This window comes from Halomonas kalidii (assembly GCF_030010475.1).
GTDB lineage: Bacteria > Pseudomonadota > Gammaproteobacteria > Pseudomonadales > Halomonadaceae > Halomonas > Halomonas heilongjiangensis.
In genome coordinates this window covers 1-14,300 of sequence record NZ_JASCQN010000052.1, presented here as the reverse complement: position 1 = coordinate 14,300, position 14,300 = coordinate 1, and the positions used below count along the sequence as shown (strand labels likewise).

10 protein-coding genes are annotated in these 14,300 nt (G+C 70.7%); 1 reads left to right on the top strand and 9 read right to left on the bottom strand.

What is annotated here, in order from left to right; translation table 11 throughout:
• From QLQ85_RS19340 to QLQ85_RS19305, 8 genes are all read right to left on the bottom strand, one after another.
• Positions 1-1,434 carry an ATP-binding protein gene (locus tag QLQ85_RS19340; RefSeq protein ID WP_282740658.1) on the bottom strand — a complete coding sequence of 478 codons (1,434 nt, stop codon included), beginning with the start codon at positions 1,432-1,434 and terminating at the stop codon, positions 1-3.
• 83 nt (positions 1,435-1,517) lie between these two features.
• Positions 1,518-2,237, bottom strand: coding sequence for a response regulator (locus QLQ85_RS19335; RefSeq protein ID WP_282740495.1), 720 nt, complete (start codon positions 2,235-2,237; stop codon positions 1,518-1,520).
• Positions 2,238-2,357: 120 nt separating this feature from the next.
• On the bottom strand, positions 2,358-3,155 hold the full coding sequence (locus tag QLQ85_RS19330) for a Cof-type HAD-IIB family hydrolase (protein WP_282740494.1): 798 nt from the start codon (positions 3,153-3,155) through the stop codon (positions 2,358-2,360).
• A gap of 108 nt (positions 3,156-3,263) precedes the next feature.
• Positions 3,264-5,108 (bottom strand): N-acetylglucosamine-specific PTS transporter subunit IIBC, encoded by a 1,845-nt coding sequence (nagE, locus tag QLQ85_RS19325; RefSeq protein ID WP_282740493.1) that lies wholly within the window; start codon positions 5,106-5,108, stop codon positions 3,264-3,266.
• Positions 5,108-7,660, bottom strand: a complete 2,553-nt coding sequence (ptsP, locus tag QLQ85_RS19320) for a phosphoenolpyruvate--protein phosphotransferase (protein WP_282740492.1) — start codon at positions 7,658-7,660, stop codon at positions 5,108-5,110. Before ptsP ends, nagE begins: the two co-directional genes overlap by 1 nt.
• 43 nt (positions 7,661-7,703) lie before the next feature.
• The gene (locus QLQ85_RS19315; protein ID WP_282740491.1) at positions 7,704-8,723 is read right to left on the bottom strand and encodes an SIS domain-containing protein; all 1,020 of its coding nucleotides are present in this window, start codon (positions 8,721-8,723) and stop codon (positions 7,704-7,706) included.
• On the bottom strand, positions 8,714-9,826 hold the full coding sequence (gene nagA, locus QLQ85_RS19310; protein ID WP_282740490.1) for an N-acetylglucosamine-6-phosphate deacetylase: 1,113 nt from the start codon (positions 9,824-9,826) through the stop codon (positions 8,714-8,716). The genes QLQ85_RS19315 and nagA overlap by 10 nt, the downstream gene beginning before the upstream one ends.
• Positions 9,827-9,838: 12 nt before the next feature.
• Positions 9,839-10,573: a GntR family transcriptional regulator gene (locus tag QLQ85_RS19305; protein ID WP_282740489.1), complete on the bottom strand. Its 735-nt coding sequence runs from the start codon at positions 10,571-10,573 to the stop codon at positions 9,839-9,841.
• A 297-nt stretch (positions 10,574-10,870) separates the two neighbouring features.
• Here QLQ85_RS19305 and QLQ85_RS19300 point away from each other — a divergent pair, with 297 nt between their 5' ends.
• Entirely contained in the window at positions 10,871-12,811 is a 1,941-nt protein-coding gene (locus QLQ85_RS19300; RefSeq protein ID WP_282740488.1) for an exoribonuclease II, read from the top strand.
• 77 nt (positions 12,812-12,888) lie between these two features.
• Here QLQ85_RS19300 and QLQ85_RS19295 read toward each other — a convergent pair.
• A protein-coding gene (locus tag QLQ85_RS19295; protein WP_407650358.1) for an IS3 family transposase occupies positions 12,889-14,249 on the bottom strand; the annotation gives its coding sequence in 2 pieces (ribosomal slippage) (positions 12,889-13,784 and positions 13,784-14,249; 1,362 coding nt in all).
• Positions 14,250-14,300: the final 51 nt, after the last annotated feature.

The window sequence follows — 14,300 nt, the reverse complement described above, 5'->3', positions numbered from 1 at the left end:
CTAGTCCATCGCCCCTGGACCCCATGTCGCCTGCAACGCATTGCCGTCCGGCTCGCGGGGCAGCACCAGCGTCGCCACCAGGCCGCCCCGGGGATGGTTCGCCAGGGTGAGCTCGCCGCCATGGGCACGCACGATATGCCGGGCGATGCCCAGCCCCAGGCCGGAGCCGCCGGTATGGCGGCTGCGCGACGGCTCGAGGCGGACGAAGGGATCGAAGACGCGCGCCTGCTCGGCGTCGGGAATCCCGGGGCCGTGGTCACGGATCGCGATGCGCAGCGTCGTGCCCTGCTCGTCGAGGGACACCTCGGCTCGCCCCCCGTAGAAGATGGCGTTCTCGAGCAGATTGGCCAGGCAGCGCTTGATGGCCAATGGCTTGACGGTAAGCGGTGCGGCGTTCCCCTCGATGGCGACCTCGCCGCCCTGCAGGCTCAGCTCCTCGGCCAACCCCTCAAGCAGGTCGCGCAACGAGATCTCCTGCAACGGCTCATGGAGATCGAACCCCTTGACCGAGGCGAGCGCCCCCTTGACCAGCTGATCGAGTTCATCGAGCGAGGCGCAAAAACGCTCGCGCTGGAGCGGGTCGTCGAGCATCTCGGCGCGCAGTCGCAGGCGGGTGATCGGCGTCTTCAGGTCGTGGGAGATCGCCGAGAACAACCGCTCCCGCTCCTCCACCTGTTCGCAGATACGCCGCTGCATGCGATTGAAGGCGACCGCCGTGGCCGCCACTTCCCGCGGCCCGCTTTCGCGCAGGGGCGGCGCGTCGAGGTCATTGCCCAGCTGATGCGCCGCCCGCGACAGTCGCCCCAGCGGCAGGGTGGCGCTGCGGATGCCCGCCAGCGACAGCCCGATCACGGTCAGCAGCACCAGCAGTGCCGCCAGCAGGCGTTCCTCGGACAGCCAGCCCTGGGCGGTGACCAGGTCCTGGATGGGCAGCAGCGTCGCCACGTACAGCCAGGTCTCCGGCTCCAGCTCCATCTGCACCACCAGCACCGGTGGCGACAGCGGCTCCATCAGCAGGCTGTGCTGACCCCAGCGGCGCGGCAGGTCGTGCAGCAGCACCTCGTTGTTGAGCAGGCGCAGCTCCTCGGGGCGCGAGAACTCCACCAGGGCATCGCGGATGCCCAGCTCCGAGGCCAGCACCCGCTGGAAGTTGTCGACCACCAGCGACTTGCCGGGACCATTGCCGGTATCGAGGATCGGAATGCGGTGATCGTTGACGCTGACGAAGAACCGCGTGCCGCCCATGTCGCGCAACTGGTCGAGCACGATATGCCGGTAGTCGTAGGGCAGCGAGCGGAAGAACCGCACCGTGGAGGCAACGCTGTAGGCCACGTTGAGCGACAGTTCGTCGAGCTGTTCGAGCTGGCTGGAACGTGCCTGGGTCGTCCAGATGACGTAGCTGGCGAGCTGTGCACCCAGCACCCCGACGACCATGATCAGCACGAAGCGCCCGCGCAGGGTGCGCGGCAAGCCGAGGGCCAGTCGTCGGCGCAGGCGCCGCCAGGGCCCGTCCCGCTTCACTGCAGCACGTCCACCCGGGTGGCCAGCACGTAGCCGGCCCCGCGCACGGTGCGGATCAGTTGGGAGTGCTGGGCATCCTCGCCGAGCCGCTGGCGCAGCCGGCAGACGTGCACATCGATGGAGCGGTCCAGCGGCGGGGCCGGCCGGCCGCGGCTCAGCTCGTACAGGCCGTCACGCGACAGCACCTGTTCGGGGTGCTCGAGGAACGCCTGCAGCAGCTGGAAGTCGGCCCCCGACAGCGGGCTGCGTTCGCCCTCGCTGTCGATCAGCTCGCGGGTCACCCGGTCGAGCCGCCAGTGGCCGAAGGCCACCAGGCGGGCGTGCTCGGGGTCGCTCGTCGACGTGCGGGTCCGGCGCAGCACCGCCTTGATGCGCGCCAGCAGCTCGCGGGGGTTGAAGGGCTTGCCCAGGTAGTCGTCGGCGCCCAGCTCCAGGCCGAGGATCCGGTCGGTCTCGTCGGCGCTGGCGGTGAGCATGATGATCGGCACCTCGCTCGTCCGGCGTACCTCGCGACAGATGGTGAAGCCGTCGTCGCCGGGCAGCATGATGTCGACGATCAGCAGGTCGGGGGTCTCCCGGGCCAGCAGGCGGTGCAGCGCCTCGGCATCCTCGGCGACCAGGGCGCGATAGCCGTGACGGCCGAGATAGTCGGCCAGCAGCTCGCGGATCTCGGGGTCGTCGTCGACCACGATCAGGGTGGCAGGAGTCGTCGTCATCGTCGCCTGGAGGCAGGGGCGATGCCGGCACCGCCCCTGGCGTGTTGTCGTTATGGGGATTCGATGATGGTCAAGGGCGGGGACGACGGCAAGGTGCTTGCGACCAAGGTGGTAGTCGCCTCACAGGCCGAAGCGCTCACGCAGCCGCCTCGCCACGGCGGCCTCGTCGTGGTGGCCGATGGCGCGCGCCCGGGGCACCAGGACCGACAGGTCGGGGTGGGCATTGGCCATCACATGGGCCTCGCCGGCGAGCCGCAGCATCTCGGTGTCGTTGAGGTTGTCGCCGAAGGCCAGGCAGGCCTCGGGGGTGAGCCCGAGGGCCTCGAGCAGCGCGGTCAGCGCGGTGCCCTTGTTGACCCCGCCGGCCATGACCTCCAGCGAGTTGGCGGTCGAGTAGGTGACGTGCAGCCGCTCGCCGTGGCGCTCGCGGACCGCGGCCTCGAGCCCGGCCAGGCGCCGCGGCTCGCCGATATAGAGCACCTTGCCGACCCCCTCGCCGTCGAGCTCACCGGGCCCGGCGACCCGATAGCCGAAGCCGGTATGGGCGTGCAGCGCCAGCAGCCGCGGGTCCGGGGCGTCGATGAGCCACTCCTCGTCGCGGTAAAGGTTGAGCCGCACGCTGTGGTGGCGTTCCAGGGCGATGAGCTCCCGGGCCAGCTCGGCCTCGAGATGCCGGGCCGCGAGCATCCGGTCGTCGGGGCCGTGCAGGTAGGCGCCATTGGTGCTGATCACATGGATCGGCACCCCGAGCCGCGCGCGGAAGGCGAGCATGTCGCGGAAGTGCCGCCCGGAGGCGAAGGCCAGGTGGTGGCCCCGGCCGGCCAGCGTCCGTAGCGTCTCGATGGTGTGCGCATGGAGATCGTGATCGGCCCCCAGCAGGGTGCCGTCGAGATCGGAGACGATCAGGCGTGGGGTCATGGCGCTCTCCGTGTTCGTGAACGTCCAGCTTAACCGATTCAGCCTGCGGCGTCCCACCCTGGCTCGCGACGCCGGCGGGTGGGGGCGGCATGCCCCCACCCGCCACCCTCAGCCGTTCTGCAGCTCCCTGGCCACGGTGTCCGCGTGCCGCCCCAGCAGCACATGCACCACGCCGTGCTCCAGGCGTTGTACCCCGTGGGCGCCGAGCCGGGTCAGGGCCGCCTCGTCCAGCACCGTGGCATCGCGCAGCGCGAGACGCAGCCGGGTGGTGGCCACCGCCGCCGCCTCGCGGATGTTGGCCTCGCCCCCCAGGGCATGCAGCCAGTCGCCGCGGGCAGCGGCATCGATGGCCTCGGCAGGCTCCGCCGCCCTCCCCTGCGGCGCGGTCGGCGCGCCCTGCGGCGTCGTGCCCTGGGCGGCCATGGTGCCGCGTATCTCGTCGGCCACCGGATCGTGGGAAGAGGCGGCGATGGGCCCCTTATCGCCCTGGCTCAGCGCCTGACGGATCTCGTCGGCCACCGGATCGTGGAAAGAGGCGGCGATGGGCCCCCGATCGCCCTGGCTCAGCGCCTGACGGATCTCGTCGGCCACGCCATCGGCGATCGGGCCCAGGATCACCTGCACGCCGCCACCCTGCAGGCGCAGCAGGCCCCGGGAGCCCAGTGCCTTGAGGGCCGCCTCGTCGAGCCGCGCGGGATCGTTCAGCACCAGGCGCAGCCGGGTGGTGCAGGCGCCGACGCTGGCCAGGTTGGCGGCCCCGCCCAGGGCCGCGACGAAGGCCGGGCCGCGTTCGCCGCTCGGCTCGTTGCCGCTCCGCGGCGCCACGGTCTCGGGCTCGCGACCCGGGGTGGGCAGGTCGAAACGCACGATGGTCCAGCGAAACACCGTGTAGTAGAGGGCGAAGTAGGCCAGGCCCACCGGCAGCATCAACCAGCCGTTGGTGGAGAGACCATAGGAGAGCGCGAAGTCGAAGGCGCCGGCGGAGAAGGTGAAGCCCAGCTTGACGTCGAGCCAGTGCATCAGCGCCATGGAGATCCCGGTCAACAGCGCATGCAGGCCGTAGAGCAGCGGGGCCAGGAACATGAAGGTGAACTCGATGGGCTCGGTGACCCCGGTGAGGAAGGCGGTCAGCGCCAGGGACAGCAGCAGCCCGCCCACCTGGGCACGGCGCCCCCTGGGAGCGGCGTGGTACATGGCCAGGGCCGCCGCCGGCAGGCCGAACATCATCACCGGGAAGAAGCCGGTCATGAAGCTGCCCGCCGTCGGGTCGCCGGCGAAGAAGCGGTTGAGGTCCCCGCTGGCCAGGGTCCCGGAGGCCGCCTCGAAGCTGCCGAACACGAACCATACCAGGCTGTTGAGCACATGGTGCAGGCCGGTGACGATCAGCAGGCGGTTGAGGGCGCCGTAGACGAACAGGCCCAGCTCGCCGGCATCGATCAGCCAGCGGCCGAGCGCGTCGATGCCGTGCTGCACCGGCGGCCAGGCCAGGCCGAACACCACCCCCAGGGCCACCGCGGCGAGCCCGGTGGCGATGGGCACGAAGCGGCGCCCGCCGAAGAAGGCCAGATAGTCCGGCAGCCGGATCGCCTTGTAGCGGTTGTAGAGCAGCCCCGCGACGCTGCCGATGATGATCCCCGCCAGCACCCCCATGTCGATCTCGGGGTTCAGGGCGGTGAGCACCGCATCCAGCACCAGGTAGCCGATCACCCCGGCCAGGCCGGCGGCACCGTTGCCGTCGTCGGCGAACCCCACCGCCAGGCCGATGGCGAAGATCAGCGCCAGGTTGGCGAAGATCGCCTCGCCGGCGCCGGCGATGAAGGCGATGTCGAGCAGATCGGGCTGGCCCAGGCGCAGCAGCAGGCCGGCGATGGGCAGCACCGCGATGGGCAGCATCAGGGAGCGACCGAGCCGCTGCAGCCCGGCCATCAGTCGGTTGCCGAGGGTCATGGTCATCAGGAGATCCTCTCGAGAGTCGTTGTCGTTGTTGTGGTGGCGTCGCTGGCCAGCAGCTCGGTCAGGCACCGACGCACGGCGGCCGCGTCGTCCAGCGTCAGCCACTCGGGCAGTCGCGCCGCCAGGTCCCCGGCGTCCAGCCGGCGCAGCGCGGCCTTGACCGCCGGCACCCGGGCCGGCTCCACGGAGAGCTCGTCGACCCCCAGCGCCACCAGCAGCGGCGCGGCCAGGGGATCCCCGGCGGCGGCGCCGCACACCCCCACCGGGCAGCGGCCGGCGGCCCCCTCCACGGTGGCCTGGATCAGCCGCAGCACCGCCGGGTGCAGCACGTCGGCCCGCGCCGCCAGCTCGGGATCCTCGCGGTCCATGGCCAGGGTGTACTGGGTCAGGTCGTTGGTGCCGATGGAGAGGAAATCGGCCTCGGCGGCCAGGCTCGCCGCACACAGCGCCGCGCTTGGCACCTCGATCATGGCGCCCAGCTGCGGTCGCTCGACGAGTCCCAGCGCGGCGGCGAGGGCCTCCAGGTGCTGGCGCACCTCACGCAGTTCTCCGGCTTCGGTGACCATGGGCAGCATGATGCGCAGGCTCGCCAGCGGCGTGACGGAGAGCAGCGCTCGCAGTTGGGTCTCGAGCAGCGCGGGCTGGCTCTTCCAGAGACGCACGCCGCGTACCCCCAGGGCCGGGTTGGGCACCGCGGGCAGGCGCAGGTAGGGCAGTTGCTTGTCGGCACCGATGTCCAGGGTACGGACGATCACCGGCTTGCCGCCCAGGGCCTCCAGGGCGGCCTGGTACTCGCCGCGCTGTGAGGCCTCGTCGGGCGCACTGTCACGTTCGAGGAACAGGAATTCGCTGCGCAGCAGGCCGATGCCGTCGGCCCCGGCTCCGGCTGCCAGGCGTGCCTCCTCGCTGCCCCCGACATTGGCGCACACTTCGATCTCACGTCCGTCGCGGGTCACCGCCGGGGCCTGGGCCGCTGCCCGCTCCGCCTCGGCCCGGCGGCGCCGCTCCTCCAGCAGGGCCTCAACCTCGGCCAGCCGCTCCGGGCTCGGCGAGACCTCCAGTCGGCCGCGCTCGCCGTCCAGCACCGCCCGCTCGCATGCCAGCCCCGCCAGGGCATCGCCCATGGCCACCAGGCAGGGAATGCCCCGGGCCCGGGCCAGAATCGCCACATGGGCGGTGGTGCCGCCACCGGCCAGGCAGAGGCCGGCGGGACGCCGCTCGGCCAGGGACACCAGCCGGGAGGGCGTCAGCTCCTCGGCCAGCAGGATAGCGCCCTCGGGCACCGTCTCGTCCTCGGCCGCACCGGGCTCGGCCAGTTCGGCCATCACCCGCTGCTGCAGGTCGCGCAGGTCGGCGACCCGCCCCGCCAGCAGGGCATTGCCGCTGGCGGCGAGGCGCTCGGCCTCGGCGTCCAGGGCCTCGCGCCAGGCCTGGCCGGCGCCGCGCCCAGCACGGATCCGCGCCCGGGCCGCCTCGATCAGGTCGGGATCCTCGAGCCAGGCCTGGTGGGCGGCGAAGATCTCCGCCTCCGCCGCCTGGCCCAGGGCCCGGGCCTCCCACTCGGCCCGCGCCAGGTCATCGCCGACGCTCGCCAGGGCGGCGCTGAGCCGTGGCCGTTCCACGGCCTCGCCGACGCCCTCCCGGGCGACCCGGGGCAGCGGCGGCCGATAGGCCACCAGTGGGCCCAGCGCCAGGCCGGGACTCGCCACCAGTCCCGCCAGCTCGCCCTCGGCCAGTGGCTGGTCCGGCACCGCCTCGGGCATCGGCGCCCCGTGGTCGTCCGCCTCCGGGGTGGTCAGCAGTGCCTCGGCGTCCGCCAGGGCCGCCTCGGCCCCCTCGCCCCGGGCCGCGAGGGTCAGGGCGCTGCCCCGGGTCAGGCCCAGGTTCATCAGCGCGCTCAGGCTCTCGGCGTCGGCCTCGCCGGCCTCGCAGCACACCGTCAACGTCACGCCATGGCCGCGGGCGATGGCCCGCAGGCGCGCCGCGGGGCGGGCGTGCAGCCCGGCCGCCAGGGCCAGGGTGAGCGGGCACTCGCGCAGCGGGCCCGTCTCGCCGGCCCCCGGCCCGGTCGCGTCACCGATCGCCTCCAGCGCCAGCAACGGCTCGCCAAGAGCGACCCGGGTGCCGGCGGCATGGCGCGGCGGGCACAGCCGCCAGCCGGCGGCCCCGGTGATCACCAGCGGGGTGATCAGGGCGCTCGCGCCCCGGGCCAGGCGGTCGGCATCGAAGCGACACAGCGGGTCGCCGGCACGCAGCCGGTCGCCCACCGCCACCAGCAGCTCGATGCCCTCCCCGCCCAGGTTGACGGTATCCAGGCCCAGGTGGAGCAGCAGCTCCGGGCCGGCATCGCTGCCAAGGGTCACGGCGTGGCCGGTGCGGGCGCACTGCACCACTTCGCCGTCACAGGGGGCATACAGGCACTCGCCCAGGGGGTCCAGGGCGATGCCCTCGCCCAGGGTGCCCTCGGCGAAGACCGGGTCGGGCACCTCGGCGAGGGGGATCACCACCCCATCGATGGGGGCCTGCAGGATCAGGCGTGTAGCAGTCGTCATGGGAAACTCCTGAGTTGTTGTTATCGCCGGATGGCGGCGTGACTCAGAGGGTGCGGGTCACCTTGTTGAGGTGACGGGGGTGGTCCGGGTCGCTGCCCCGGGCCGCCGCCAGGCCGGCCACCATCACGTAGAAGCTCTGGATCGCCGCGAGCGGCTGCAGCGCCTCGTGGCCGGCGTCCACCAGCGGCAAGTGGCGCCGGGTCACGCCGTCGTCGGCGGCCAGCAGCACCCGGGCGCCGACGCCCTCGAGCCACTCGGCCAACTCCAGCAGCCCGGCCTGCTCCGGCCCCGGCGGGGCGAACACCAGCACCGGGTAGCCCGGGCCGATCAGCGCCATGGGGCCGTGGCGCACTTCGGCGCCGCTGAAGGGCTCGGCCTGGATGGCACAGGTCTCCTTGAACTTGAGCGCCGCCTCCTGGGCCACCGCCAGGCCGGCGCCCCGGCCGATCACCATCATCCTGTCGGCGCCGGCCAGCGCCTCGATGGCCGGCGACCAGTCCCGCTCGGCGGCCCGGGCGAGCCGGGCCGGCAGGACATCCAGGGCGGCGAGCAGGTCGTGATCCTCGTGCCAGTGACCCAGTAACTGGGCCATCGCGGAGAGGGTCGCCAGGTAACTCTTGGTAGCGGCGACGCTGCGCTCCTCGCCGGCGTAGAGCGGCACCTCCAGGTCGCTGGCCGCGCCGAGCGGCGACTGCGGGGTGTTGACCAGCGCCAGGCTGCGGGCACCGGCCGCGGCCAGGGCGCGCTGGGTGGCCACCAGGTCCGGGCTCTGGCCCGACTGGGAGACCGCCACCGCCAGTTGGCCGGTGAGCCGCCAGGGGGCCTCGGCCAGGGTGGTCAGCGACGGCGGCAGAGAAGCCACCGGGATGCCGCGGTGCTTCATGCAGAGGTAGGCAAAGTAGCTGGCGGCGTGGTCGGAACTGCCGCGGGCCACGGTCACCGCCGCCGCCGGCGGCGCCAGGCGCAGCTGCTCACCCAGCTCGGCAAGCATGGCGGCATTGCGCTGCAGCTGGCCGCGGATGCGCTCCGGGGCATTGCAGGCTTCCTCGAGCATCAGGGACATGGGGGCTCTCCTTCGATGGCACGGCCCTCGACGAAGACCGCTTGCAGGTTGAGTCGGGGATCGAGGACCACCAGGTCGGCGGGGGCGCCCTCGGCCAGGCGTCCCCGCTCGGGGAGCCCGAGGAAGTCGGCCGGAAAGCGCGACAGGCGGTCGGAGGCCTCGGCCAGGCTCAGCCCCAGGCCGACCAGGTTGCGTAGCGCCTGGTCCATGGTCAGGGTGCTGCCGGCCAGGGTGCCGTCGGGCAGGCGCACGCCGCCCAGACACTTGGTCACGGTCTGCTCGCCCAGCCGGTAGTCGCCGTCCGGCATGCCGGCGGCGGCGGTGGAGTCGGTGACCGCATAGAGACGGGGAATGCAGCGCAGCGCGGCGCGAATGGCGCCGGGATGCACGTGCAGCAGGTCGGGGATCAGCTCGGCGTAGTCGGCGTGGGCCAGGGCCGCGCCCACCATGCCCGGCTTGCGGTGGTGCAGCCCGGTCATGGCATTGAACAGGTGGGTGAAGCCGCAGGCGCCGTGCTCCAGTGCCGCCACCCCCTCCTCGTAGCTGCCCAGGGTGTGACCGAGTTGCACTCGGATCCCCCGGGCGGTCAGGTGGCAAATCAGCGCGAGGTGGCCGGAGAGCTCCGGAGCCAGGGTCACCAGGCGGATCGGCGCCAGCGCGCAGAGGGCGTCCACCTCCTCGATCACCCCGGAGCGGGCGTGGGCCGGCTGGGCGCCGAGCTTGCCGGGGTTGATATAGGGGCCTTCCAGGTGCACGCCCAGCACCCGGGCGGCGTCCACCGCCGGGGCCCGGAGATAGGCGTCGATCTCGCCGAGCACCCGGCGGATCTCGACGTCCGGCGCGGTCATGGTGGTGGCCAGCAGGCTGGTGGTGCCGAAGCGCGCATGGGTGCGGGCCAGGGTCTCCAGGGCCGCGCCCCCCTCCATGGCGTCGGCGCCGCCGCCGCCGTGCACGTGCAGGTCGATGAAGCCGGGCAGGATCCGCGGATGGTCGTTGGTCGCCGGCTCCACCGGCTCGCCGACGAGACGGGTGATGCGCCCCGCCTGCCAGTGGAGTTCGCCCAGGCGCCAGCCTTCGGGGGTCAGGACATTGCCGTAGAGCATGGTCGTTCCTCCTCAGCGGGTCAGCTCGACCATGAAGTCGTAGTAGTCGGTGCGGCAGTAGGTGACGGTGAGCTCCGCCGGGGTGCCATCGCCCAGATAGCCCAGTCGCGTCACCTTGAGCAGCGCCTGGCCCTCGGGCACCTCGGCGAGGCCGGCGAGCTCGGCATCGGCGTTGATCGCGGTGACGTGCTGCAGGGCCCGGGCCACCGGCTTGCCCGCCGCCTCCAGCACCGCATAGAGGGAGGTCTCCACCGCCATCGGGTCGGGCAGGACGGTGGTCGGCAGGCAGCTCTCCTCCACCGCCATGACCACGTCGTCGGCCAGGCGCAGTCGCTTGAGCCGCGCCACCCCGGCATCGGCACCCAACCCCAGGCGCATGCCCTCCTCGGCGCTGGGCGACGAGAGGCGGCGGGAGAGCCAGTGGGAGCGCGGGGTGAAGCCACGCTGGGTCAGCATCTCGGTGAAGCTCACCAGCCGGGTCAGGGACTGGTTGAGCCGCGGGGTGATGAAGGTCCCGGAGCCGTGGCTGCGGCGGATCAACCCCAGCTCCGCCAGGCGATCCAGCGCCTTGCGGGCGGTGATCCGCGAGACCGCCAGGGACTCGGCCAGGTTGCGCTCCGAGGGCAACGCCTCGCCGGCCTCCCAGGCACCGGTCTCGATGGCGCGCTCCAGCTGGCTGGCCAGCTGCTGGTAGAGCGGCGTCGCCCCCTGGGGGTCGAGCCGCAACTGCTGAAAACGGACATCCATGGATCTCTCCTGGCCTTACCAATATAAGACCACTATAGACCCACATGAATACCAGTTAAATACCACATGGCTACGACCATGGTCGCAGGCCACCGGGTCGCTGCCCGGTCGCTCGGCCGGCCGCATGCCATGGCCACGGGATGACGCCCCGGTGTCGGCACCAGGGACCGGGGCCCGGATATCCTGGCCAGGACCACGCAACCGGCTGATTCGCCGTGGCGCCGACAACCAGCGTTTGGCGCCGCGGATGCGAATCCGTATAGTGGCTCCCTTACTCCCGCCACCCGATCGTGATCCATGCTGCAGAACAACTCGGTGCTTGCTCAGCTCAAGCAACAGATCCGTGACAACACGCCCCGTGTCGAGGGCGTGATCAAGGCCACCGACAGGGGCTTCGGCTTCCTCGAGACCGACGACGGCGAATCCTGGTTCGTGCCGCCGCCCGCCATGAAGCTGGTGCTGCACGGCGATCGCGTCGAGGCCGTCGTCCACGAGGAGGGCGACAAGAAGTCCGTGGAGCCGACCGCCCTGCTGGAGATCGGGTTGCAACGCTTCATCGCTCGGGTCCAGAAGCGCGAGGGACGCCTCGCCGTGGTGCCCGACCACCCCTCGATCAAGAACGTGCTCAAGGCGCGCATCAAGCGCAGCCTGGACGAGGAGAGCATCGGCGACGGTGATTGGGTGGTGGCTCGCCTGGTACGCCATCCGCTCAAGCCCGACGACCGCGCCTTCTTCACCCAGATCGACGAGCTGGTGGCCAAGGCCGACGACCCGGCCGTGCCGTGGCGCGTGACCCTGGCCCGCCACGCCCTGGAGCAGGAGTGCCCGGACGCCGGCGACGACTGGCCGCTGCGCGACGAGGGCCTCACGCGCGAGGACCTGACCGCCGAGCCCTTCTTCACCATCGACGGCGAGAAGACCCGCGACATGGACGATGCCCTGCGCATCGAGGCCGGCGAGAACGGCGGCTGGCGCCTGACGGTGGCCATCGCCGATCCCACCGCCTACGTCGAGGAGGGTCATGCCGCCGACCTCGAGGCGCGCACCCGCGCCTTCACCGTCTACCTGCCGGGACAGAACGTCACCATGCTTCCCGAGCAGCTGGCCGACGACCTCTGCTCGCTGTGGGAGGGCAAGCAACGCCCGGTGCTGGCCTGCACCCTGGAGATCGGCGCCGACGGCAGCCTCGGTGACTACCGCTTCTTCGCCGCCACCGCCCGTTCGCAGGCCAAGCTGGCCTATGACCGGGTCTCCGACTGGCTCGAGGGCCGGGGCGACTGGGCGCCGGCGGACGAGATCGGCGAGCAGCTCAAGGCCCTGGCGGCCATGACCGAGGCGCGCAGCGCCTGGCGCGCCGAGCACGCCCTGGTGTTCAAGGACCGCCCCGACTACGTCTTCGACCTCGACGAGGCCGGCAACGTACTGGACATCCGCACCGAGGAGCGGCGCATCGCCAACCGCATGATCGAGGAGTCGATGATCGCCGCCAACGCCTGCTGCGCGCACCTGCTGGCCGAGCACGTGGGTCACGGCATCTTCAACGTGCATCGCGCCTTCGAGCCCGAGAAGGCCGAGGCGGCCCACGAGTTCCTCGCCGCCCAGCAGATCCAGGTCGAGCCCGAGGCGCTCACCGAGCTGCCCCGCTACCGGGAGCTCAAGCGCGAGCTCGAGGGGCGCGAGGATGCCTGGCTCGACGCCCGCCTGCGCCGCTTCCAGGGCTTCACCAGCATGTCCGCCCTCCCCGGCCCCCACTTCGGCCTGGGCCTGGCCGCCTACGCGACCTGGACCTCGCCGATCCGCAAGTACGGCGACATGGTCAACCATCGACTGATCAAGCGGGTGCTCAAGGGCGAGCAGGCGCCGGCCGAGGCCAGCCTCGAGCTCACCGAGCAGCTCACCGAGCGCCGCCGGCTCAATCGCATGGCCGAGCGCGACGTCAAGGACTGGCTCTATGTGCGCTACCTGACCCCCGCCGCCGAGGCCCAGGAGACCTTCGACGCCGAGATCATCGCCATCAACCGCGGCGGCATGCGCGTGCGGCTGACCGCCAACGGCGCCACCGCCTTCGTCCCGGCCCCGCTGATGCACAGCGACCGCGACAAGGTGGTGATCGACGACAAGGAGGGCCGTATCCAGATCGAGGGCGAGGAGCGCTTCAAGCTCGGCGACCACCTCCGCGTGGCACTGACCGAGGCCCGCGAGGAGACCCGCTCGCTGGTCGGCCGCCCCGCGGTCTGAGGCGTCTCGACCGGGCGGCGGAAATGCGCCCCGGCCACCAGAGAGTTGAACTGACCCCCAATAGTTGGACGGTTCGTTCAGCCGGCGCCCAAGGCCTGAGTCCTGTACTGTACGGGGCTCAGGCCTTTTAGTTTCAGCCTGATGCGCTCGTGGTTGTAGTAATGGATGTAACGATCGAGGCCTTGCTGCAACTGCTCAACCGTATCGAACCGGTTCAGGTGGAAATACTCGGCCTTCAGGGTGCCGAAGAAGCTCTCCATGGCGGCATTGTCCAAGCAGTTGCCCTTGCGTGACATGCTCTGGGTCAGCGCCTGTCCTGCCAACAGGGCGCGATAGGTGGGATGCTGGTAATGCCACCCCTGATCGGAATGCAGCAGTGGCCGGTCCGAGTGCTTCAAGCGGGCAAAGGCCTGCTGCAGCATGTGCTTCACCAGTGAGAGTACGGGACGCCTGCTGGTCTGATAGGCGACGATCTCGCCGTTGTAGAGATCCATGATGGGGGACAGATACAGCTTCTGTCCGTCGACGTTGAACTCCGTGATGTCGGTCACCCACTTCTGATTCGGTCCTTCTGCCTGAAACTGCCGGTCGAGTACGTTGGGAGCCACATGTCCCACTGCTCCTCGGTAGGCGCGATACCGCTTTGGGCGAACCAGGGACTTCAAGCCCAGCTGTTGCATCAAGCGCTGGACGGCCTTGTGGTTGATCACTTCACCTGCCTGCCGTAGGGCAGCAGTGATGCGGCGATAACCATAGCGCCCTTTGTGGCTATCGTAGATCGCCCGGATACGCGCCTTCAGGGGCGCGCACTGATCGTCAGCGCCCAGGGCCTTGAGCTGGTAGTAGAACGTGCTGCGCGGTAGCTCTGCCGCACGCAGCAGCAGAGCCAGCGAATGCTCGTGCCTTAACCCTTGGACGGCTTGGGCTTTCTGCCCTGCGTTGCCGCCTGCTTCTCCCGGATCAAGGCATCGAGCTTTTTTAGATAGGCGTTCTCCGCCCGCAGATACGCCAACTCTTTGAGCAACTCCTCATGAGAGCGCTCTTCATCAGGTGGGGGTGGTGGTGAAGGCGGCTTTTTGACCATCGGGCGGCGTCCCTTTCGCTTTGGCGATAACGCAGTCAGGCCACCACTATGGTACTGCTGCTCCCATATGCCAATAGCGGCATCTCCGCGAATATCGAACAGGGTGGCAGCCTGCCGGCGTGACAAGCCATCTCGCCACATTCTCTCGAGTACCGCCAGCTTGAAGGCAGCACTGTAGTGACTGTACTTCTTGCCTAGCCCCGGCGCGCCATGCTGGCGGTAGCGTTCCCGCCATTTACGCACCAGGGAATGGTCAAGGCGATGCTGGCGAGCCACCTCGCGTAGGCTAGTGTCCTCATGCAAACACTGCTGCACCACTAGCAGCTTGAACCACTCGTCGTATCGATTGCTCATAGAAACACCCCGAGGGTTGGATTAGGTGTCCAACTTTCGGGGTGCAGTTCA

Coding starts and splice junctions, on each gene's coding strand:
- QLQ85_RS19305 (WP_282740489.1), bottom strand. CDS start 10,573: ATGGATGTCCGTTTTCAGCAGTTGCGGCTCGACCCCCAGGGGGCGACG.
- QLQ85_RS19335 (WP_282740495.1), bottom strand. CDS start 2,237: ATGACGACGACTCCTGCCACCCTGATCGTGGTCGACGACGACCCCGAG.
- QLQ85_RS19300 (WP_282740488.1), top strand. CDS start 10,871: ATGCTGCAGAACAACTCGGTGCTTGCTCAGCTCAAGCAACAGATCCGT.
- QLQ85_RS19315 (WP_282740491.1), bottom strand. CDS start 8,723: ATGTCCCTGATGCTCGAGGAAGCCTGCAATGCCCCGGAGCGCATCCGC.
- ptsP (WP_282740492.1), bottom strand. CDS start 7,660: ATGACGACTGCTACACGCCTGATCCTGCAGGCCCCCATCGATGGGGTG.
- nagE (WP_282740493.1), bottom strand. CDS start 5,108: ATGACCATGACCCTCGGCAACCGACTGATGGCCGGGCTGCAGCGGCTC.
- QLQ85_RS19330 (WP_282740494.1), bottom strand. CDS start 3,155: ATGACCCCACGCCTGATCGTCTCCGATCTCGACGGCACCCTGCTGGGG.
- nagA (WP_282740490.1), bottom strand. CDS start 9,826: ATGCTCTACGGCAATGTCCTGACCCCCGAAGGCTGGCGCCTGGGCGAA.
- QLQ85_RS19340 (WP_282740658.1), bottom strand. CDS start 1,434: ATGGTCGTCGGGGTGCTGGGTGCACAGCTCGCCAGCTACGTCATCTGG.